The sequence below is a fragment of the Streptomyces sp. NPDC050263 genome (genome assembly GCF_040655955.1).
Taxonomy (GTDB): domain Bacteria; phylum Actinomycetota; class Actinomycetes; order Streptomycetales; family Streptomycetaceae; genus Streptomyces.
Map to the genome: position 1 here is coordinate 1 of NZ_JBFAKW010000095.1, position 21,261 is coordinate 21,261.

The window sequence follows — 21,261 nt, forward strand, 5'->3', positions numbered from 1 at the left end:
TGGACCACAGGCCCCCTCGACCGGACCCGCCGCAGCAGCAGACTCGAACGGCTCAGCTACCGACTCTCCGCCTGAACGAATTGCGCAGCAGAGTCCTCCGTCCCCATGGCGTGTGACTGGAGTGGCCCGAGCGCCAGGAGGGGCCCAGGGAGCGGTGGCAGGCAAATCATATTTCTACTCAGGAGATTTGAAAGGACAATTCGCTCGACCCATAACGTGCGAAGTGAGGCGCGAATTACATTAATTACGAAACGCTCTCCTCAGTATTTCCCTGACGGCAGGGTCACTCATTTGCCGCGCATCTGGAGGAGGGGAGCGGCGTTAGCCGGATATGACGAAAGAAAGGCCCCAGTGCCTGCCTCAGCGCAACGTGAGGACGGATAATCCGCCTGCGGCCCGCGATCTGACAGTGGGGAAATACACTTTCCCGCCTGCTGCGGCGCACTCGGCGCTTGCGGTACAGGGCACCGTGATCGGGGACGGCGCATGGGTCGAACGTCAGGCCGAGCCGCTGCTTCGCGAGTTCCTCGCGCTGCTGGAGGCAATCCAGGAGGAACTCAACTCGCGGTGGAACGGCCAGGAGTACTCGGGCCGCCAAGCGGACCGCGCCCGACGGGCGCCTTCCTATGAATCATGAGTATGCAGATCCTTCCTTTGAGCGGCGTGCATGGTACTCCGACGCATACTCCTATGGGTCGGACACCGGTTGGAACGGTGAACCTGTCGACAGCGTGCACGCAGGGCTTCCCCTGACCCCACCCGACGCGGGCTGGGATCCGGTTGAGGAACTCGCCTATCTCATGCAGGAGGCTGTTCCGGCGGAGCAGACGGCCTGGGTGCCGCCACCTCGCGGCGAGTCCTCGGCCGGCGTCGACTTCACCGACCCGATGGAGAGCCTGGGGCAGCTCACCGCTCAGTTGCCGCCCACCCGACTCTCTTCCGCCGGGCATCGCAAGATCCCAGGTCGGAGACTCCGACTCAAGTGGTTGCGGACCGGCAGTTTCGTCATCGTCGCACTCGTCGCCGTCATCGTGGCGATGGTCAGCGTCTTCGGCGGCATTGTGGCCTACAGGCCGCTGCAGAACATCACGTCCAAAACGGGAGGTGGAATGGTTCCGTCGTGGCCTCTTCTCGTGTACGGCCCTTGGATGGTGGCCTCTCTCTCCATCCTCCGAACTGCCCTGCATCAGCGCCGAGCCGTGCACTCGTGGTTCATCGTTCTGCTCTTCTCCTCCGTCGCGATAATGCTGTGCGTAGCACAGGCAGACATGACCTTCACCGGTATCGCCGGGGCTTCCCTGCCCGCCCTCGCGTCCCTCGCATGCTTCCAGCAACTCGTTCGGCAAATCACACTGACCCTGCCACCGCGACAGGGAACGCGCCGCCACCGCCAGTAGCGGCCGAGTCCGGCGGGGTCGTGCCGGGAGGTGGAGCGGAGCCCGGCCGCCTTGAATCAGCGGAGAAAGACGGCCGAGGGTTTGCCGGGACTCGCGCGGACGCCCGGCGGCGTGACAGTCAAGATCCGACGTCGAGTTCACCGGCCGCGTTCAGCTCGGCGAGCAGGATGCGGTGCCGCTCGGCCTGTGGCGGGTCTGTATGCGCGGGTCCGGGCGTCGGGCCCCTGTCCGGTTCAGGCCAGACCGAACTTCTCGGCGTGCACCTGTCGTGCGGGGACCCGCAGGTCCCGTAGGCCGGCGAGCACGGCCCTGGTCATGGCGGGCGGCCCGCAGACGTACACGTCACGCTCGGTGATGTCGGGGACCAGACTGTGCAGGCTGCCCGGTCCGAACGGCGGGGTGTCGCCCTCGCCGGTTCTGCCGGTGAGCAGGTGCAGCCGTCCGCCCCGCAGCGCGACCAGGTGACGCACCTCGTTCAGCAGCACGGCGTCGGCCTCGCTGCGCACCCGGTACAGCACGACGACGTCTCCGGTCGCCTCCTCCTCCAGCATGGCCCGCACGGGCGTGATCCCCACGCCCCCGGCGATCAGCAGGGTGCCGGGCCGGGTCCGGTGCAGCGAGGTGAACGCCCCGTACGGTCCCTCGACGAAGGCGCGGCTGCCGACCGGGACGTTCCGCAGGCCGGCACTGGTGCTGCCCGCCGCCTTCGCCGTGAGGCGCAGCCCTTGTCCGTCCGGCGCCGCCGACAGGGAGAAGGGGTTGGCCGGCCACCAGTGGTTGTGCCCGGGGAACCGCCAGATGCAGAACTGCCCCGCCCGGGCCGGGAGTTTGTCGAGGTGTCGGCCGGTGACGTACACGGAGACCACGTTGTCCGACTCCGGTACCACGGCCGAGACGTGGAACCGGTGGTAGGCATTGCGCCACAGCGGCATGGCGACACGCCCGGTCAGCAGGGCGCCGAAGGCGAACAGCCACAGAAGCCACCAGTAGGCCGTGGCGAACGCGGAGGACGTGAACGTCGTGGTCTCCTGCAACTGGTGGACGAACGACAGGCCCAGGGCCACGTAGAGCAGCAGGTGCAGACCGTGCCAGATCTCGTACGGCAGTCGCCGCCGCAGGGGCCGGGTGGAGATCACGGCGATGACGACGATGACGGCCGCGGCGAGCATGCCCAGCAGGGAGGCCGGCACCCCGCTCAGTGCGACGAACGTCTTCCCCATGGACGTGTCGCTGAGGTTCGCGTAGCCGAGCACCACCAGCGTGGCGTGGGTGAGGACGGTCCACAGCAGCAAGAAGCCGACCCAGCGGTGCCACACCGTCAGCCGGTCCATCCCGATGCGGCGGTCCAGCCAGGGCAGCCGGGCCACCAGCAGCAGTTGGAACAGCATCAGCAGGGCTGCGTGCAGTCCGAAGAACTTGGCGACCGTGAGCACCCCGTTCTTGCCCGAACCGGCGCTGAGGAACAGCGCCTCGACGATCACCGCGTTGACGATGACGAAAGTCCACATCGCCCAGCGCGCCGCGTCCACCGGTAGCACGGTGCTTCTGCGCACCGCGTCACTCGCCATCGCCATGTCTTCCTCACATCCCCCGTGGCCGCTGCACTCACGGCCCGTGTGCACCGATCTCATGACGATCGAGTAATTCGTCCGGATACGCACCCGATCGGATATGCATACGGGCCGTGTGCCCGATCCGTTCACGCCAGAATCGTCGCATCCGATCGCCGGGTGGTGATGAGTGCACCGGGCCGGTTCCTCGCTTGTCGTGGGCTCGCTGGTCGGATGCGGCCGACGGGGAGGGGCGTGAGCGAGATCGTGGACGCCGCCGCGGACCCGGGTGGTCGGCGCGATGATGGCGGGTATGCGCATCCGCATCGAGGCCACGGACCTGCCCGGCCGCACCTGCCCTCCCGGAGCGGCAGCGGCAACGGCAACGGCCGCTCACGCCCCCGTCCCCGTCCCCGTCCCCGTCCACCGGAACGTCCACGTCGCGGTGCAACGTCGTGATCGCCCGGCGGAACTCCTCGCCCTCCACCCGGGCGACGCCCCGTCGGCGACGTGGGCCCTGGAGTGCACGGTCGCCTCGTCGCCGACCGGCACGGACGTGAAAGGGCCCTACGTCCAGGGCCGTCCGGGCGGCCGGTTCGTCTACCTCTCCTGGGGCGCCGTCGACGACTCCGGCGCCTTCGCGATGTTCCGCCGCGCCAAGCTCATGCTGGACGCCGTCCCCGCCGAGGTACTCACAGCAGCCACCCGGACAGGTCTGCTGGTGGGACGCCTGGGCCTGACCGACGCCTGTGGCGAACCCTTGTGCGCACGGGTCGTGCCCCCGCACATCGCCTGGACCGCCGAACCCGCCGACCCGCAGGAGCAGTGACCGAGCCACGGGCCCGCCTTGCCCGACCTCCCCGGTCGCCCACTGCCCGGTTGGGCCTCGGCGGTCCCATCGCCCGCAGGAACCGCCTAGCATCACCGGTGATGAGGAGCCGGGCGCAGTCGGCGCAGACCCGCGGCGTGCGGTGGAGCACGCCCGTCGCGTTCCTGCGCCCGGCCCTGGCCGCGCTGATCGCAACCGCGGTGTTGTGCCTGGGCTGTGTGACACACGGCAGTGGCGGCCACGCCGCTCCGATGACCACGCTGTCCGCCGGGACAGCGGTGGCGGCGGCAGCGGCGGACGCCCCTGCCGAGCCCCACTCGCCACCGGCCGCGGACCCGGGTGACTGTCCCTACGGCGACGTGTGCTGCGCTCAGGCCCTCCACCACGTGACGGGAGTGCTCGCCGCATCCGTCCAGCCGTCGCCGGCGGTCCTGCCCCGCAGGCCGGCGCTCCCCCGGCGGGGGGACGGCCCCACGCTCCTCCCCCAGCCTCCGCCGGGCGTCGACGCCCCCGATCTTCACGTCCTCCAGGTGCAGCGGACCTAGGGGGCTGCCGTGGCGTCGCGCGCTCGCGCCCGCGCCGAACGACATCCACCCACCCCCTGCACCTACCGCCGCACGGCGGGAGGAAGGACACCGCCATGAGCAAGTCCAGCAAGAAGGCCGCCGCCGTATCCCGCAAGGCTCGCATCGAGGAGATGCGCCGCGCCGAGAGGGCCCGTGACCGCAGAGCCCGCATCATCGCCATCACGCTCGGCACGGTCGTCGTCGGCGGGCTGGCGGGATGGGGCGCGTACGCCGTCAACAACGCCGATGAGAAGTCCGAGCAGAGGGCCGCCGCCGCGAAGGAGCCCGTCTCCGGCGAGAAGACCTGGAGCGCGAAGAAGCTCACGCGGAACCACGTCCAGGGCCAGGTCGACTACCCGATGAACCCGCCCGTCGGCGGCGACCACAGCCAGGCGTGGATGACCTGCGACGGCACCGTGTACCCGAAGGCCATAGCGAACGAGAACGCCGTGCATTCCCTGGAGCACGGGGCGGTCTGGGTGACGTACAACTCCAAGGCCGCCGAGGCCGACGTCAAGGCACTCGGCGACAAGGTGGCCAGGACCCCGTACACGCTGATGAGCCCGGCCGAGGATCAGTCCGGGACGATCACGCTGTCGGCCTGGGGACGTCAGCTCACCGTGGACAAGGCGTCCGACCCGCGGGTCGAGCAGTTCCTCACCAAGTACGTCCAGGGGCCGCAGACGCCCGAGCCGGGCGCCGCCTGCACCAACGGACTGACGGCCTCATGACCGTCGAAGCGGCGGGGGACTTCGTCGACGTGCGCTGACGCGAGCGCCCTCGCTCCGGCGGCCCAGGAAGCCTCGCCTCGTGCCGGCGGAGGTCGGCGGAGGTCGGCGGGACGAGCACGGGCCGGCTGTTGTCGGCCCGTGCTCGTCCCTGCGTCCGGGTGGGGCGTCGGTATCGCGGTGACCACCGTTCCACACCGCCGACCGGGAGTCGGCGGTGCCGCGGCGTGCACATCCCGGAGCGGAACCGTGCCCGCCGCTCACCGCCGACATCGGAAAGCCTTCGAACCGCGTCGAACCCGCTCGTCGAGTACTACATCGTCGACAACTGGGGCACCTACCGGCCCACGGGGACGTACATGGGCGCGGTCACCAGCGACGGCGGCACGTACGACATCTACCGGACCCAGCAGGCCGTCGCGAACGCGGGCGGCGGCACGCCGAAGCTGTTCCGGCCGCCGTACGGCGAGACCAACGCGACGGTGAAGGCCGTCGCCGCCAGGTACGGACTGACCCAGATCATCTGGGACGTCGACTCGCAGGACTGGAACGGCGCGAGCACCGACGCCGTCGTCCAGGCCGCCGGGCGGCTCACCGCCGGGCAGATCATCCTCATGCACGACTGGTCGGCGAACACGCTCGCCGCGATCCCCCGGATCGCGCAGGGACTCGCCGCCCGCGGCCTGTGCGCCGGGACGATCTCCCCGCAGACCGGCCGCGCGGTGGCGCCCGGCAGCGGATGACCGTCTCCCCGCGCCTGCGCCTGCGCCTGCGCCTGGCGCAGTCCGGACAGACCTGAACGCCTCCTCCTGCGCGGCCTTTCCCCGAGCGCCGCTACCGGCCGTCACCCGGAGACACCATCCGGCGCCGCCCCCCATCGCTGATGGGCCGTCAGCCCGCGTCGTTGACCGTCGGCGGGCCCGCCGCGAGGGTCGTGATGCTGCGGCGGAGGCGGCGGGCGTCCAGGGACGCCACGGATGTCGGGGACCGGAGGTGGGATTCGAAGGCCGCCTGGTACGGGCGCAGGGCCGCGGCGAGGTCGGGGTGTCCGGCGGCGAACTCGGTCAGGTCGGCGAGGTTCCTGGTGCCCGCCGCGGCGAGGGACCCGAGGTCGTCGAGGCCGCAGAGCAGGTCGGCGAGGCGGCCGGCGGCGGTCGCGCCCGCGAGGGCCAGGGTCAGGTCGCCGGCGGAGGAACGCGGGGGGTGCGAGACCAGGCGGTCGACGGCCACGTTCTGGAAGCGGGCACGCCAGGGCGTGGGCGGGAACCAGTGCAGGGCGCGGGCGACGGCCGGGGAGTCGGCGACCAGGGGTTCGCGGGCCGGCAGCCCGCCGACGCCCCGTACCGGGCGGCCGGCCGCCGCGAGGGCCTGGCAGGCGTGGCCCACCTCGCGCCACATGGCCCGGTCGTCGAGGACGATGCCGCGGCCCAGCAGCGTGACGATCCGGGCGTTGACGGCCGCGGCGACCGCGCCCCCGTGGTGCGGCTGCAACTGACCCACCAGCCGGAGCAGCAGCACCGCGGCCGGCAGGTCCACATGGTCGACCACCCGCTCCCAGCCGACCTCCGCCAGCATGTCGAGCGTGCCCGAGGCCTTGTCCCGGTAGTCGAGGCTGGTCAGGAGGGCGGCGAGGTCGATGGTCGGTTCCAGGTCGGCGATCAGGCCCAGCCGCAGCCGGCGCGCGGGCTTGGCGAGGTCTATCTTCGGGACGAGTTCGAGCGCCCAACGGCGTTCCCAGAGCGCCATGGTGCGCAGGATGTCCCGGATGGCGCGCGGGCTGGAGACCGTGGAGACGATGCTCTGCTTCAGCTCGTACGTCATCTGCATCCACTCCACGTTGCGGGGGTGGGTGGGTCCGATCCCGATCCGGCTGAGGTGCAGGGCGGCGGTGTACTGCTCGGTCGGGTTCTGCAGCAACTGGAGTTCGTCGGTGAAGATCTTCATCAGGTGGGTGTCGTCCGAGAGCCCCGTGTAGACGGCCCGGCCGAGTTCGGCGACCTGCTCCAGTCTGGAGAGCATGCCGGTGGCCGCGAGCGGGTTCTGGTACATCGCGGAGCGGGTCTTCCACACCAGCCGCAGTTCCTCCGTCGCGTGGACGGCGGTGAGCATCGTGCGCTCGCCGTACGCGCCGAGGAGTCGGCGCACGAACCCCCGGTCGATCTCGCTGAGGATGCTCAGGAACTGGGTGAACTCCTCGCCCGTCCGGACGGTGTCGAGCCGGTCCGTCCACACGTCCCGCCGTCCGATGATCTTGCCGGTCTTCTGGAGCAGGCCCGCCCCGGAGACCCCGCTCTCGTCCCGGTTGCTGTGCCGCATCGTGCGGGCGACCTCGCGGCAGGTCTCCGCGACGGCGACGGAGGCGGCGTTGGCCAGTCGGTGCGCCAGTTCGCCGACGTCGAAGGTCTGGGCGTACCGGTGCGCGGCGTTCGGGTAGAGGGCGCGGGCCAGCCGGTGGAACTGGGCCTGCGCGTCGGGCGGCGACCACACGCTCATGCCGACCAGCAGATCGTCGATGCCGACCCGGTCCCGCAGGTCCTTCAGGAAGGCCGGGCCGAACTCCGGGTCGGCGCCGAGCCACAGGGCGAGCCGGGGGCCCCAGACCCGCCGTGACGTGGTGAGCGACTGCGCGACGATCTCGACCATCAGGTCGAGGCACTGCTCCCGGTACCCGACCTGCGCCTCCCACAACCCCTTGACCAGGTAGTACTTCACGGACGGGCGAGGGTCCTTGGTCAGCCAGGCCTTGATCCTGGTGTCGCCGAGCCTGTCGCCGAAGCGCTGGGCGAAGCTCTCGCCGCTCTGGTGGTAGGGGTTCTCCACCGCGTGCGTCACCGACAGCAGCATGCCCGCCGCCTTGGGGTCGTTCTTCGTCGCGTCGGCCAGCCGCTCGGCGAGGGTCTCGTCGGGGGCGTTGTCCTCGGTCCACTCCAGGCCCGGGGTCTCGGCCGCCAGCAGCAGACAGGCGCACCAGGCGTGCAGGCCCTGCACGACCCGCAGCAACTCCACGGTCTCCATCGGGGTGGCGCGCCGGACGAGTTCGCGCAGCGCGCGCAGGTAACGGCCGTTGTCACGGCGGGTGTTGACGGCCCGTTTGAAGATCTCGTTGCGGTGCATGCCGGAGGTCCGGCGCAGTTCGTGCAGCGCGGTGATGACGTCGCGGGGGCTGCTGTTGTCCAGGGCGGGCTGGAGGAGGTCCTGGTACTCCTCGATCATCGTGACCCACTGGGTCTGCTCGGTCCGGTCGACGTGTCGGCGCAGCATCATCCCGGCGACGACCACCGCGAAGCCGTCCTCGGCCCGGGGCTTGTACGCGATCAGCAGTTCCGGACCGGCCTCCTGGTCCACGGGGTGGTAGCCGGGGGTGTCGTCCTCGTAGTGGCGGGTGGCGTCCTCCGCGACCCGCCGCCACAGCCGCCGTTGCAGGCGCAGGGCGCGCAGCACCAGGAAGTAGTCGGCGGGGCGGGTGGGGTCCAGACCGGTGACGACCTCCGCGACCCGCTTCACGACGATCTCGTCGAGGTCGGCGTGCTGGAACCACTCGATCCGCTCCAGCAGGTGCAGCCGCTGCTGCGCGGTGCCCTCCCCGTCCGTCAGGACGGCGTCCACCTGCGCCAGCAGCCAGGTCCTGACGCCGTCCAGGGCGAGCGCGCCGGTGGACATGGCGTGCCGGATGCCGCGGATCACGCTCACCAGGTCGTGCAGTCGCAGGGGCGACGGGGCGTCCTCCAGGCGCTTGGTGAACTCCAGGACGACGTCCCCGGCGATCTTCTCGCTCAGCGAGGAGCCGAGCGCGGTGAGGCAGCGCGCCAGTTCGCCGGCGGGCGCTCCGGCGAGCCAGTCGGCGAACGCGCCGTCGCGGGTGCGGTCGAGGAGTTCGGCGGCCACCCGCGCGCGGTAGAGCCGGGCTCCGAGCAGCCAGGTCAGGACCTCGCGGGACTCGTGCCGCATCAGCTCCTCGCCCCGGGGCGTCAGCCGGTCGACGACCTCGGCGCGCAGTCGGTCCTCGCCGGGGACGGGCACCCGCTCGGGTTCGTCGCGGTCGTCCCCCTCCTCGATCTCCTCCCGGATCTGCAGGACGCGTTGCAGGATCCGGGTGCAGTCCTCGACGCACGGAATCCTGGCCAGACCCTGGCCCAGCCCCTGCCCGTCCAGGTTCTCGACGCCGAGGGCCGCCTGCTGTTCCTCGGTGACGTCGAGTTCGGCGAGGGTCCCCTCGGGGATGCCCGAGTGGATCAGGGAGGCCGCCGCCAGGTCCGCGACCGCCTCCTGCTGGGCGAGTCCGAGACCGTCGAAGCAGGCGAGCACGGGGTCCTCGCCGCCGCCGGTGCTCATCACCCTGATGATGCGTTCGAGGTCCCGGCTGCCGTCGCTGCGCCGGACCTCCGCCAGCCCGGCGTCGCAGTCGAACCGGTCCGGCCGCGCGAGGGCCACGGCCTTGACGAAGTCCTCCAGGTGCGGCCCGCCGACGACGGCCGGGACGACGTCCACACTGTCCGTGCTCCACTCGAAGTTCGCGGAGACGTCGTACTCCAGCAGCGCGAGAACGCTGCTGCGGACGGCCTCCGACACCAGCGGCAGCAGCTCGTCCACCGCCTTGTTGCCGCCCTGGAGCGGGAGCAGCCCGTCCAGGATCAGCAGACAGGGCTTGCCCTCGTCGCGCTCGATCAGGTCGATCGCCCGCCGGGCGGCCTCGATCAGCGGGTCGCGGTCGGGCAGTTCGCCCCGCGTGGAGCTGATCGCCTGCACCTGCCAGCCGCGGCCGCGCAGGTCGTCGGCGAGCTGCGCGGCGATCGTGGTCTTCCCGCTGCGCACGGTGCCGCCGACGACGGCCACGCGTCTCGCTCTCCCGGTCGGCTTGCGCCCGCCTGCCCCGCCCTCTCTCTCGCTCTCCCTTTCCTTGTCCTTTTCCTTGTCCTTGTCCTTGCCCTGGAAGATCTCCCGCAGGTCGGCGACCTGTCGCGCCACGGGGTCGTCGGGCCGGGCGGCCTTCAGCGGCTGGGGCACCCAGCCCAGGCGGAGCAGCTCCTCGCGGTGCCGGGCGTGCTTCCACTCGGCCCACGGCTCTCCCCAGACCGCGGCGGCAGCGCCGTCCAGGGTGCGGGCGCCGGGCAGGCCGGGAAGCGGGGCGCGGCTGTCGCCGGGGCCGGCCTTGACCCAGCCCTGCGCGGTGGGGGCGAGGACCTCCCGGACGCCGATGAGCGCGAGCGCCTCGACCCGTCCGGCCAGGTCGTCCTCCGTCATCGGCGCGAAGCTCTGCCCGTCGGCCCGGACGCCGAGGGCGACCACGTCCGGCCGGGGCAGTCCGGTGACCTCGGCGAGGATGTCGAGGGCGTAGCCGAGTCCGACGGCCGGGTCCTCGGGCCACGCCGAACCGGCCGCGACCGGGAGCGCCGGCCGCCCGCCCGCCTCGGCGGCGCCGAACCCGGCCAGCAGGGCGACGACGGCCTCCCGCGCCTCGATCAGATACCGGCCGGCCCACTCCACGGGCCGGATCCAGCCGGGCCCGCCGACCGACGCCGACACCTCGCCCAGGGTGATCGCGACCCGCCCGCCGGCCGTGTCGACCACCGCCGCGTGCGCCGACCCGCCGGCCCGCCCCGCGGGGTCGAGGCGGACGGGGCACTCGGCCCACAACTCGCACAGTTGGTCGGGGAGTTCATCGCCGAGCGCGGGCAGCAACCGCTGAACCCGCCGGTGAGCCGGGGAGGCGGGCGGGGCGGCCGAGGGCTCCGTTCCCACGCCGGAGCTCACCTCGGCCAGGGCCGCGAGGCCGGCGGCGTCGGACACCGTCAGCCACTCGGGGAGGCCGGCCAGGACGGCGTCGCGGTCCGGCCCGGCGAGCAGTTCGCCGAGCCAGCCGTCCGCGAGGCCCGACGCGGCCACGGCGGCGGCGAGTTCGTCCTCGGGGACGTCCCGTGCGGCCGCCCGGTTCAGCGACAGCAGCAGGGCGACCAGCCGGTCGCGCACGAACGCGGTGTCGGGGACAGCGGCGGCTGGAGAGAACGGCGATGCTGTCATCCGGGTTACCTCCTGCGGCCGTGCTGGGACATTCCGTGCTGCGCGCTGCGGTGCTGCGAAACGCCGTGCTTCGGGTCGGTGCGGGCACGCAGCAGGGCGGGCGCGCGGGACGTGACCACGACCAGGTCGGCCGGGCCGTGGGAGCTGATTCCCGTGGGCAGTCCGTCCAGCGGCCAGCGGGCGCCGCTGCCGTCCGTGACGCTGTACGTGTCCAGCCAGTTCCCGCCCCCGCCACCGGGCCCGTATCCCTGCCCGTACCCGTCCCCGTCGCCGCCCGCGACGACGAACCAGTCGGCCGTCAGCTCGACGGCCCGCAGGTTCCGGCGCAGTGCCGGGACCGCGCCCGCGAGTGCGGCCGCACCGCCGACGAACGTGCAGTTGCCGTCCGCGTCGACGATCACGGCCGTCTCGCCATCCGCGGCGGCGGCCAGCCGCACGGGGTTCGGACACAGCGCGACCCTGCGCGGCGCGCCGGGTGCGGCCGGGGACCAGCGGTGGACCACGCCGTCGAGGGTGGCCGCCCAGAGCACCGGATCGTCGGGCGGGCCCGCCAGAGCCGTCGCGACGACCGTCTGCCGGAACGGCTCGCGGCCCACCGGCTCCAGGTCGCCGCCCGCCGGCCCCACCGCCAGGACCTCGACGGCCGGGCCGTCGCCGAGGGCGAGGAACCCTGCCGGATGTCCCGCGCTGGGGCCGGGCCGCTCGCCCTTCCCGGTCCGCAGGACCTGGTCCGGCACCCGGTCGGCGTCGGGAGCGCAGCGCAGCACCGAGCCGTCGGCGAGGACGAGGAGCGCGTCAGCCCCGTCGGCGGTGTCGAGTGCGTGCAGTGCGACGACGCGGCTGTCGGCGACCTGCCGCGACGGCCCCTGCTCGCCGCTGCCGCCGTCCCACCACACGAGCGTGCCGTCGTCGTGCGCGGTGATGACAGAACCGGGTCCGGCGCTCCCGGGTCCGGGGCTCCCGGTGACGCACACGCGCGTGGTGGTGTGCCGTTCGCGGGCGGCCGGTCGCGCCCAGCGCACCTCCAGCGATCCGCACGGCGCGGCGACGGGCCCCACGGCCTGGGCGAGGTCGGCGAGTCCGCGCCGGGTGGCGGCGAGCGCGAGGGCGAACCGGCGTTGGTGCGGCTCCGCCTGCCGCGGCTGGGCGTTCCACACGGCGGCCCGCGCTGCCTGTTCCGGGCCGTGCAGGGCCTTGACCGTCCGGGTCATGGTGGGCCGCGGCAGCGCGAGCAGGAAGCCGGGGTCGTCCAGGAGCCGGTCGACGTCGCCGGCGGGATCGGCCGCGGCCGCGGCGAGGATGTCGAGCAGGTGGGGCGCGACGCGCTCCCAGCCGGAGAAGCCGACGGCCTCGGGGCCGATCTCGTCGAGCAGTTGCCGCAGCACGGCCCGCACCGCCCGTGGGGACCTTCCGGGCGCGCGGACGGTGGCGTCCCGCCGCTCCAGGAAGGTCCGGCAGGCGGCGAGACACGCCTCCAGCTCCCCCGCGCCGACCGGGGTCCGGGCGCGGCGCGCGGTGACGGCGGCCCAGGTCGGCACGTCGAGGAAGAGGTCGTCGTGGAAGGAGCAGAGCGCGGTGAGGACGTCGACGGCCGCGTCCGCCACCGGCTGCGGGAGTAACTCGCCGAGGGTCCGGCGGAGCAGACGGTCGAGCCGCTCGACGGCGGCCTCGGACGCCCGGTCGAGGGGGTCGACGCGGTCCCGGACCAGGACGTCCGCCGCGGCGACCGCGGCCGCGAAGCAGCCGCCGCAGATCCGCTCCAGGGCGGCGACGGCCTCCGGTGCGCCGCGACCGCCGCGGCCGCCGGGAGCGTCCGGAGCGCCGTACTCGAGCCGGGTCCGCAGGTAGGCGGCCACGGCGGCGGGGCCGCGGTGGGCGGGTTCGTCGAGGTCGACGGCGAGCCCGGCGGGGTGCCCGGGCAGCGGACGCGCCGCCCCGAGCACCACCCGGACGTCGGGCAGCGCGGCCAGCGGCCCGACCAGGTCGGCCAGTACGGCGTCGGGCCCGTCCGCCTCGTCGACGTGATCGACGATGACGCCCCGCACGGTTCCACCGCTTCCGCCGCTGCCGCCGCCGCTTCCGCCGTTTCCGCCGTTTGCGCCGCCGAGTCCGGCCAGCAGGTCGGCGACGCTCTCGGCGGCGGTGAGCCTCAGGAGGCGGGCGATCTCGGCGGCCAGCCGGTCGGCGGTGCGGCCGCGCGCGTCGACCGGCGCCAGGGCGAGGTCGCCGACGGGCAGGACGCCCTGCCGGGCCACGACCGGCAGCCTGGCGCGGAGGTCGGAGGTCGCGGTGGTGGCGATCCGGCCGAGGACCGCGGTCTTGCCGCTGCCGCGGGAGCCGGTCAGCCACAGCGGCGGAGCGGATCCGGCGCCGGACAGATGGTCGAGGACGGTGCGCAGCGCGGCCTCGCGGCCGGTGAAGTACCAGCCGGGCGCGTCCTGGTCGCGCACCCCGCGGGAGCTCCGGCTCCACGCGGCCGGGAGCCCGACCGGCGGTTCGGAGGGCATGAACAGCGGGTTGGGCAGGGTCCGGCAGTGCGGGTCCTCGTGACCGGCGACGATCCGTGCCTTCTGCGAGGTGCGACTCAGGGCTTTCTGGACCGATTCCATCACCTTCGCCAGATTCAGGTGCGGCTGTTCGAAGGACCGGACGGCGGTGTCGCGCAGCGCGGCGGTGAACGCGTCGGAGAACACGGTCTGTCGAGCCGTCTCGGCCCGCCGGGCGGCGGCCACGACCCACAGGTCGAACTGGCCGTCGACGGCGCGGTACCGGGCCTTCGCCAGGGTGTCCAGCAGGGTCTGCTCACCGCCGGGTCCGGCCCCGCAGGCGTCCAGGACGAGCAGGACCTGGGCGAGGTCCGTCCGCTCCTTCAATGCGGCGATCAGGGCGGCGGGCGGCACGGCCGCGCCCCACTCCAGGGGTTTGTCGTGCTCCGGCGCCACGAGCACCCACTCGTTCTCCCCTTGGTGGCCGTGGCCGGTGGCGTAGATGACGAGCGTCGCCGTCCGCCCGCGCTCGTCCGGGTCCTCGGCAGTGGATCCGCTCCAGTCGGACAGGGCGCCGCGGAGCGCCGCGTGGGAGAGCGCGTACCCGTCTCCGTCCTCGCCGTCGGCCTTGGCCTTGGCCTTGACCTCGTCGGCGAACAGCTCGGTCAGCCCGAGGGCGCCGAGCCCCTCCCGGACGGCCCGCACCTCGTCCGGCAACAGCTCCAGATCCGCGAAGCTCCCGCCGTACGCGGGCCGGCCCGATATGCAGAAGTACCCCGTCCGCCCCGTCCGCCCGGTGCCCTCAGCCAAGAGCCACCTTCACCGACTCGGAGGTGCGGACGTTCTTCAGGTACACGACGGCGTCGTGCGCGGTGCGGCGGGAGTTGGCGGCGGAGAGGTCGTGGATCTTCCCGGCGAACAGCCCGTCCAGCTCCTTCACCGTGGCGACGGCGTCCTCCTTCGCGGCGACGTTCACCCAGGTGTCGATGCCGACCGGCCAGGGGGCCTGGCAGGAGTCGAGGTACGGGTGCAGTTCGCGCAGGACCGGCCGCAGCCCCAGCGGTGAGCCGAGGGTGATGAGGGTCGTCGCGGAGGTCGGCCGGTTGGACCGCAGCCAGTCGTAGGCCACGACGCTGCCCAGCGAGTGGGCGATGACGAGCCGCGGCCCGGTCTCCATCGCGGCGCTGAACTCGGCGTGCACCTTATTCTTGAATTCCGGGTCGCGCAGATAGCGGGCCACCTGCTTGACGAGCCCGAGAATCGCCGCGTTCGTGCCGCCGAGGAACTTGCGTTTCTGCAGTTTGTCGATGGCCCACTGCACACTGCGCGGGGCGTACGCGGCCTTGCCCGCCGCCTCCGCCTGATCCTGATCCTGATCCTTATCGCGATCCCGCGACGGGTCGTCGACGCTTTCCGCGAAGGAGATCAGCAGTTCCTCCTCGAGTCCGGGCGCGAGGTCCCCGATCTCGTACTGCCAGGCGGGGCCCGCTTTTCCGTCGTTGTAGAGGTGCCCGTAGAAAACGCATTCGACCGTGAGGCCGTCGACTTCGCGGAACCGCACATTCCGCAATCCCTCGCGCAGTGCGGCCAGCCAGGTGTCGTGCATCTCCGCACGGCTCGACCGCTCGGCGAAAATGCCATGTACGACGACAACGTCCGCCATGAAACCACCACCCCCGATTCGTCCCTGGCCGCGATTATGACAAACAGGACGGCTTCGGCGCTGCCCTCTTGCACGGTCGACGATCGGCCGGGAAGGGGCGTCCTGGAGCCGTGCGGGCCGCCCCGATATCCTTCTCCCCCATGGGGAGAGCCGCAGGCGAACAGATGGGCGTCGTGACCGCGTTGGTGCGGTCGACGTTTCTCGTGAACACCGTGTACGCCGAGTCGAGCCGCGCCTACGGCATCACTCCGCAGCAGGGTCAGCTGCTGTGCGTGCTGATGCCGCAGCCGTACGGCATGAGCGAGCTCGGCGAGATGCTCGGCCTCGCCAAGTCCAGTCTGACCGGGCTGGTGGACCGCACGGTCCAACGCGGCCTGGTCCGACGCGAACCCGATCCGCGGGACGGACGGGCCGTGCGCGTCGGACTCACCGAGGACGGCGACCGGCTCGCGCACCGGTTCTACGACGAGACGTGCCGCCGCCTGGAGAAGCTCCCGTCCGCGCTGCACACGAACGAGCGCGACCGGCTGGCCGCGCTCCTCGCCCGCGTCGTCGTCGACAACAAGGTGCCCGAGGTCTTCACCGACCCTGACAGCTAGGGCCTGTCGTCCGCCACCGCGTAGACGCCTCCCGTCCTCGTCCTGGCGGCGGTCGTCAACGCCAGGGTGACCGCGATCGAGGTCAGCGCCATGGCCGTCATCGCCGTGGCGGGTGAGGTGAGTTGGGCCACCGCGCCCGCGAGCGCCGCGCTGACGCCCTGCATGGTGAGCATCCCGGCCGAGTGCAACCCCAGGGCGTGGCCGCTGAGTTCGGCGGGCGTGAGGGCCATCAGCCGCTCCTGCTGGACCAGGCTCGCGCCGAAGCCGACGGAGGCGAGGGCGGCGCAGGCCGCGGCGAGCGGGAGCGCCGGGTGCAGGGCGAAGAGAGTGTAGGGGGCGGCGAGGAGCAGCAGCAGCGGGGTGGCCAGGCGGGGGCGCAGGTTCGGCGGGAGGAGGCGGCCCACGCTCAGGTCCCCGACCAGCATGCCCAGCGCCGCGCACGCGAACAGCGTGCCCGCCGCCTCGGGGTCGTACGACACGAAGAGCGCCTCACAGCCGACGACCAGGCCGTTGGGGAGCCACAGGCCCAGGTAGGTGAGGCGGCGGGGCCGGGAGGACCACAGCACGGCGTTCGTGCGCCGGGTCAGCGCGGCCGAGGGCCGGCCGAGGGCGCGCGGCGGGCGCACGGTCAGTCCGAGGCAGGCGACCAGCGCCGCGGTCGCGTACAGCAGCGCGGCGAGCAGGAGGACGGGCCGCGGGGACAGGACGGTCACCAGGGCGCCGCCGACGGCGTATCCGGTGATCTGCATGAGCCCGCTCATCATGTTGAAGAGCGAACGCCCCGGCAGATAGCTGTCCTTGACGTCCGACTCGCCGAGGATCTCGTTCAGCAGGCCCCAGCGGACGCCGCCGCCGAGCGAGGCGATGAGCCCCTGGACGAGTACGACGGCGAAGACGCCCCACACCGGCAGTCCGGGCAGCGCCATGACGGACGTCGCGACGGCGAAGGCGAGGGAGAGACCGGTCAGCGCCGACCGCGGCGGCAGCCGGTCGGCGCCCGAGAGGAGGACGGTCGCGCCCAGCACCTGCGCGAGCGACGGGCCGAACATGCTCACCGCCGACAGCAGCGGGGAGTCGGTGGCCCGGAAGACGAGCGTGCCGAGGGCGAGTCCGCTCACCGTCTGGGCGGCCGTGTGGGCGGCGGAGGAGAGGAAAAGGGGCGTGAATTCCGGGACGCGGAAGAGCCGTCGGTACGTGGATCCGGTCATGCGGGGAGTCTGGAACGGCCCGGGGAGAGCCGGTTATTGTTTCGCGGTCACGCGAAAGGTCGTGGGTGTCGCAGGTGCGGGAGGAGGGGGCGTCGTCGTGGGCTGGTGGCAGATGAACGCGGACACCCTGGCCTGCAGCCGGTTCGTGCTGTCGCCGTTCGCCGAGACCTTCGCGAGCCTGAAGCTGCTGCACGCGGGCGTGGGCACGCACCCCGGCGAGCAGGAGTGGCTGCACGCCCACCTCCCCGCCTACCGCGCCCGCCTCGCCGCCGACCCGGTGACCGCGCTGCTCGTGCGGGCCGGGCTCGGAAGGAGCTGGATCGCGGACTTCCTCACGCCGACGCCGCGGGACGGCGAGAGCCTCGAGGAGGGCGTGGCCCGGGTACGGGCGGCCCGTCCGGCGGACGCCCGCGCCCATCTGCGGACGTCCCTGGCCCGGCCGCTCCCCGCCGCCCTGGACCGCGACGACCTGCCCGAGCGGGCGGCCGAGCTGCTGGAGTACGTGTGGGAGGCGGGCGTACGGCCGTACTGGGAGCGGCGGCGGCGCGTCCTGGAGGCCGACGTCGTCGCGCGGACCGCGCAGGTCAGCCAGGGCGGCTGGGCCGCCGTCCTGGACTCGCTGCGGCCCGGGACCCGCTGGCTCGGCGAGAGCCGCTTCCAGGTCAACCTGCACGAGTACCCGCCCCGTGAGATCTCCGGCGCGGAGCTGCTGTTCGTCCCGGTGACCCCGAAGACAGGCTGGGTGTCCTGGGAGGGCCGGGGAGCGGGAGCGGCGGAGGGTGAGGAAGGGGAGGAGGGAGCGGGAGAGGAGGAGGGCGCGGGAGCGAGTGCGGGAGCGAGTGCGGGAGCGGGGCGGTACGCCGTCGTCTACCCCTGCGCAGGCGCACTGGCGGAAGCCCACCGCACCCCCGCCCAAGCCGCGCCGACCGCGCTGGGCGCTCTGCTGGGCCGCTCCCGGGCGGCGGTCCTGATCCTCCTCGCCACCCCTGTGAGCACCACCCAGCTGGTGGCCCTGACCCACCAGCCCCTCGGCTCGATCGGCCGCCACCTGCGGGTCCTGCTGGACGCGGGCCTGGTCCAGCGCCACCGCGCGGGCCGCTCGGTGCTGTACTCCCGCACGACCGCGGGCGAGGTCCTGACGGAGGCGGCCGGCGGGCCGGAACCGGAAGCGGGGGGTGCCCCCGGAAGGGCTGGGGTCACCTTGCGGGGCTAGCATCCGGGGCATGACTACTGATGCCGGTTCCTCTCCCCTCGACGTCCAGATCGACGCCCTCAAGGGCGGCTCCGCGGAGCTCTCGCAGTACGCGGGCAAGGCCGTGCTGGTGGTGAACGTGGCCTCCAAGTGCGGCCTGACCCCGCAGTACACCGGCCTGGAGAAGCTCCAGGAGCAGTACGCCGCCCAGGGCTTCACCGTGCTCGGCGTGCCCTGCAACCAGTTCCTCGGGCAGGAGCCCGGCAGCGCCGAGGAGATCGCCGAGTTCTGCTCGGCCACCTACGGCGTGTCCTTCCCGCTGACCGAGAAGGTCGAGGTCAACGGCGAGGGCCGGCACGCGCTGTACGAGCGGCTCGTCGGGTTCGCGGACGGCGAGGGCCACGAGGGCGACATCCGCTGGAACTTCGAGAAGTTCCTGATCGGCCGGGACGGCTCCGTCGTGGCCCGCTTCTCCCCGCAGACCGAGCCGGAGGCGGCCGAGCTCGTCGCCGCGATCGAGGCGCAGCTCGCCGGTTGACCCTGCCCCTGGGGCAAGGCGCAGTCTCCTCGTCACCGGGCGCACCAGATCGCCCGGTGACGGAGGATGGCGGGATGGACGCAGCGGGCGCAGGGAACGCACGGGACGTGCCGGACCGTGGCGCGCTGCTCACCATCGGTGCGTTCGCCGCGCGGGCCCGGCTGTCCGCCAAGGCCCTGCGGCTCTACGACCGGCTCGGGCTGCTCGCCCCGGCCCACATCGACGAGACCAGCGGCTACCGCTACTACCGGGCCGCCCAGGTCGACCGCGCCCGGCTGGTGGCCATGCTGCGCCGGCTCGACATGCCGCTCGCCCGGATCGCGGAAGTGGTGGAGACCACTGACGGGACCGACCGGGCCGGCGGGACTGCCGGGTCCGGCGGGACTGCCGGGTCCGGCGGGACTGCCGGGTCCGATGCCGGGGAGCTGCTCGCCGCCTACTGGGGCGAGGTCGAGACCCGGTTCGCCGCGCAGCGCACCCTCGCCGCCTACCTCCGTGCACGTCTGTCGGGGAGGAGCTCCGAGATGTACGAGAAGTTCGAGGTCCGGTTGGTCGACGTGCCCGAGCAGGTGATCATCACCGAGTCACGGCACACGCTCGCGGACGAGCTGCCCGCCTGGATCCCCGCTTCGCTGGGGCGGCTGGAGGCGGCGGCCGGGGAGTGCGGCGGGAGCGTCGGCGCGCCGTTCGTCGTCTACCACTCCGAGGTCTCCATGGAGAGCGACGGCCCCGCGGAGTCCTGCGTGCCGGTCGCCGACGAGGCGGCGGCGCGGGTGTGGGCGTCCGGCCGGGGCCGGGAGCGGGGACCGGGACGGCAGATCCAGGTGCGGGTGGAGCCGGCCCGGCGGCTGGCGTACACCCGGATCGCCAAGGCGCAGGTCGCGCATCCGCAGATCATCGCCGCGTTCGAGGCGGTGGAGGCGTGGATGAAGCGGGAGGGCTGGGAGTACGACGGGCCCTGCCGGGAGATCTACTTCGCCGACTGGGACGCCGCGGGAGTCGAGGACCCGGTCTGCGACGTGGCGTTCCCGGTGACCCGGTGACCCGGTGTCCCCGGTGTCTCGCTGACCTCGGCGCCTCGGTGACGCATGCGTAGCCGGTGAACAGCACCGAGCCCTCTCGGCTAGGACGGCGATCTGGACGAGAGGGCCCGTGAGCGGTTCTTATGCAGTTGTTCCGGTAACCGGCCCCCTATGACTTGACCGATGCCACGAAGTCGCTCCACGCCTCGGCGGGGAAGGCGAGCGTCGGACCGTCCTGAACCTTGGAGTCCCGGACGACCAGGGCCTGTACCGGCGACTTGACCTCGACGCACGCACCGTTGCCCGTGGAGTACGAGGACTTGGTCCACGTGTGCGCGCTGCCCTGACGAATTGCCATTTTTGCTCCGGAGTGCAGTTGTTGAGTTGCGGTTCGCGCCAACCTTGTTGCTCGATGGCGTGATCGACGCTACTCGCCAACATCGACTGACGAAGCGACTATTCACTCGACCGGATGACATATCCCCATGGAAACTTCCATTCTGACCGGGTGAGGGGTTATCATGCGGCACTTCTCGCTCAGGGCACGTACTTCTTGGCGATGTCGGCGATGAACTGGCGGGACTGATCCACGTTCAGCGCCTGCGCGCGCAGATGCTCGTACATCACGCTGTACTTCTGCACGTCGTTCGGTTTCTCCAGGTAGAGATCGCTGGTGACGCCCTCGATGTAGACGACGCTGGAGTCGGCCGTGTCCGGGAACTCCAGGATCGCGTACTGGCCGTTGAGGCCCGGATGCGCACCCATGTCGAACGGGATCACCTGCACGGTGACATGCGGCAACTGCGACTGCTCGACGAGGTGTTCCAGCTGCTCCCGCATCAACTCACGGCTGCCGACGACTCTCCGGAGCGCGGACTCGTCCATGACGCTCCACAACCTGAGCGGGTTCTCACCGGAGGAGACACGTTCCTGCCGACGCATGCGCACCTGCACACGCTTCTCGATCTCCGTGTGCGCGGTCTCCGGCAGCGCGCCCGAGATCAGCGCCTCCGCGTACTGACGGGTCTGCAGCAGCCCGGGCACGACCTGCGGGTCGTACACGCGCAGGCTCGCCGCGTCCGTCTCCAGGCCGATGTAGACGCTGTACGGGACATCGCCGAAGGCATGCCACCAGCCCTGCTGGCGGGAGTCCTTGGCCATCTCCATCAGCGAGTCGACCATCCGCTGGTCCTCGACCTCGTACACCCCGCACAGGTCGCGGACGTCGCGCTGGCTGATGCTGCGCCGGCCGTTCTCCAGCCGGCTGATCTTCGACTGCGACACCAGCAGGCGCTCGGCGACCTCTTCGGCCGTCATGCCCTTGAGCTCACGGAGCCGACGCAGCTCCTGGCCCAGCCGGCGTCGCCTGACAGTGGGATTGACATTGGACGCCACGGGACGTGCACCTCCGGCTGCGTGCCTGTAACTGACACTTTGCGTATCTGCTGTTGAGCAGACTGCCACC

At 72.2% G+C, this 21,261-nt stretch carries 17 protein-coding genes; 10 read left to right on the top strand and 7 right to left on the bottom strand.

Going from position 1 to position 21,261, the window contains the following annotated elements; all coding sequences use genetic code 11:
• Positions 1 to 409: 409 nt before the first annotated feature.
• Entirely contained in the window at positions 410 to 637 is a 228-nt protein-coding gene (locus AB0J04_RS32360) for a hypothetical protein (RefSeq protein WP_363172168.1), read from the top strand.
• Positions 627 to 1,397 (top strand): DUF2637 domain-containing protein, encoded by a 771-nt coding sequence (locus tag AB0J04_RS32365; RefSeq protein WP_363172169.1) that lies wholly within the window; start codon positions 627 to 629, stop codon positions 1,395 to 1,397. The genes AB0J04_RS32360 and AB0J04_RS32365 overlap by 11 nt, the downstream gene beginning before the upstream one ends.
• Before the next feature lie 233 nt (positions 1,398 to 1,630).
• Here the strand turns inward: AB0J04_RS32365 and AB0J04_RS32370 are convergent, their stop codons facing one another.
• Positions 1,631 to 2,965, bottom strand: a complete 1,335-nt coding sequence (locus tag AB0J04_RS32370) for a ferredoxin reductase family protein (RefSeq protein ID WP_363172194.1) — start codon at positions 2,963 to 2,965, stop codon at positions 1,631 to 1,633.
• 295 nt (positions 2,966 to 3,260) lie between these two features.
• On the opposite strand from AB0J04_RS32370, the gene AB0J04_RS32375 reads away from it, so the two are divergent.
• The 4 genes from AB0J04_RS32375 (at position 3,261) to AB0J04_RS32390 (ending at position 5,813) form a co-directional block, all read left to right on the top strand.
• Positions 3,261 to 3,776: a DUF5990 family protein gene (locus AB0J04_RS32375; RefSeq protein ID WP_363172170.1), complete on the top strand. Its 516-nt coding sequence runs from the start codon at positions 3,261 to 3,263 to the stop codon at positions 3,774 to 3,776.
• 101 nt (positions 3,777 to 3,877) lie between these two features.
• Positions 3,878 to 4,321, top strand: coding sequence for a hypothetical protein (locus AB0J04_RS32380; RefSeq protein ID WP_363172171.1), 444 nt, complete (start codon positions 3,878 to 3,880; stop codon positions 4,319 to 4,321).
• 95 nt (positions 4,322 to 4,416) lie between these two features.
• Positions 4,417 to 5,073: a DUF3105 domain-containing protein gene (locus AB0J04_RS32385; protein ID WP_363172172.1), complete on the top strand. Its 657-nt coding sequence runs from the start codon at positions 4,417 to 4,419 to the stop codon at positions 5,071 to 5,073.
• A 224-nt stretch (positions 5,074 to 5,297) separates the two neighbouring features.
• Positions 5,298 to 5,813: a glycoside hydrolase family 11 protein gene (locus AB0J04_RS32390; protein WP_363172173.1), complete on the top strand. Its 516-nt coding sequence runs from the start codon at positions 5,298 to 5,300 to the stop codon at positions 5,811 to 5,813.
• A 148-nt stretch (positions 5,814 to 5,961) separates the two neighbouring features.
• Here AB0J04_RS32390 and AB0J04_RS32395 read toward each other — a convergent pair whose 3' ends face one another.
• Genes AB0J04_RS32395 through AB0J04_RS32405 form a run of 3 tightly spaced genes read right to left on the bottom strand, consistent with a single transcriptional unit; the run spans position 5,962 to position 15,237 of the window.
• Positions 5,962 to 11,088 (bottom strand): hypothetical protein, encoded by a 5,127-nt coding sequence (locus AB0J04_RS32395; protein ID WP_363172174.1) that lies wholly within the window; start codon positions 11,086 to 11,088, stop codon positions 5,962 to 5,964.
• A gap of 5 nt (positions 11,089 to 11,093) precedes the next feature.
• Positions 11,094 to 14,384: an ATP-binding protein gene (locus tag AB0J04_RS32400; protein ID WP_363172175.1), complete on the bottom strand. Its 3,291-nt coding sequence runs from the start codon at positions 14,382 to 14,384 to the stop codon at positions 11,094 to 11,096.
• Entirely contained in the window at positions 14,377 to 15,237 is an 861-nt protein-coding gene (locus tag AB0J04_RS32405) for a hypothetical protein (protein WP_363172176.1), read from the bottom strand. Before AB0J04_RS32405 ends, AB0J04_RS32400 begins: the two co-directional genes overlap by 8 nt.
• Before the next feature lie 164 nt (positions 15,238 to 15,401).
• Between AB0J04_RS32405 and AB0J04_RS32410 the strand changes: the two genes are divergently transcribed.
• On the top strand, positions 15,402 to 15,836 hold the full coding sequence (locus AB0J04_RS32410; protein ID WP_363172195.1) for a MarR family transcriptional regulator: 435 nt from the start codon (positions 15,402 to 15,404) through the stop codon (positions 15,834 to 15,836).
• Here the strand turns inward: AB0J04_RS32410 and AB0J04_RS32415 are convergent.
• Positions 15,833 to 17,044 (bottom strand): MFS transporter, encoded by a 1,212-nt coding sequence (locus tag AB0J04_RS32415; protein WP_363172177.1) that lies wholly within the window; start codon positions 17,042 to 17,044, stop codon positions 15,833 to 15,835. The genes AB0J04_RS32410 and AB0J04_RS32415 overlap by 4 nt on opposite strands.
• A gap of 97 nt (positions 17,045 to 17,141) precedes the next feature.
• Between AB0J04_RS32415 and AB0J04_RS32420 the strand changes: the two genes are divergently transcribed.
• From AB0J04_RS32420 to AB0J04_RS32430, 3 genes are all read left to right on the top strand, one after another.
• Positions 17,142 to 18,257: a winged helix-turn-helix domain-containing protein gene (locus AB0J04_RS32420; protein WP_363172178.1), complete on the top strand. Its 1,116-nt coding sequence runs from the start codon at positions 17,142 to 17,144 to the stop codon at positions 18,255 to 18,257.
• Between the two features lie 10 nt (positions 18,258 to 18,267).
• On the top strand, positions 18,268 to 18,774 hold the full coding sequence (locus tag AB0J04_RS32425) for a glutathione peroxidase (RefSeq protein WP_363172179.1): 507 nt from the start codon (positions 18,268 to 18,270) through the stop codon (positions 18,772 to 18,774).
• A gap of 74 nt (positions 18,775 to 18,848) precedes the next feature.
• Complete coding sequence (locus tag AB0J04_RS32430) at positions 18,849 to 19,817, top strand: MerR family transcriptional regulator (protein WP_363172180.1); 969 nt, start codon at positions 18,849 to 18,851, stop codon at positions 19,815 to 19,817.
• A gap of 148 nt (positions 19,818 to 19,965) precedes the next feature.
• Here AB0J04_RS32430 and AB0J04_RS32435 read toward each other — a convergent pair whose 3' ends face one another.
• Positions 19,966 to 20,154, bottom strand: coding sequence for a DUF397 domain-containing protein (locus AB0J04_RS32435; RefSeq protein ID WP_363172181.1), 189 nt, complete (start codon positions 20,152 to 20,154; stop codon positions 19,966 to 19,968).
• Between the two features lie 179 nt (positions 20,155 to 20,333).
• On the bottom strand, positions 20,334 to 21,191 hold the full coding sequence (locus tag AB0J04_RS32440; RefSeq protein ID WP_351904905.1) for a helix-turn-helix transcriptional regulator: 858 nt from the start codon (positions 21,189 to 21,191) through the stop codon (positions 20,334 to 20,336).
• Between the last annotated feature and the right edge of the window lie 70 nt (positions 21,192 to 21,261).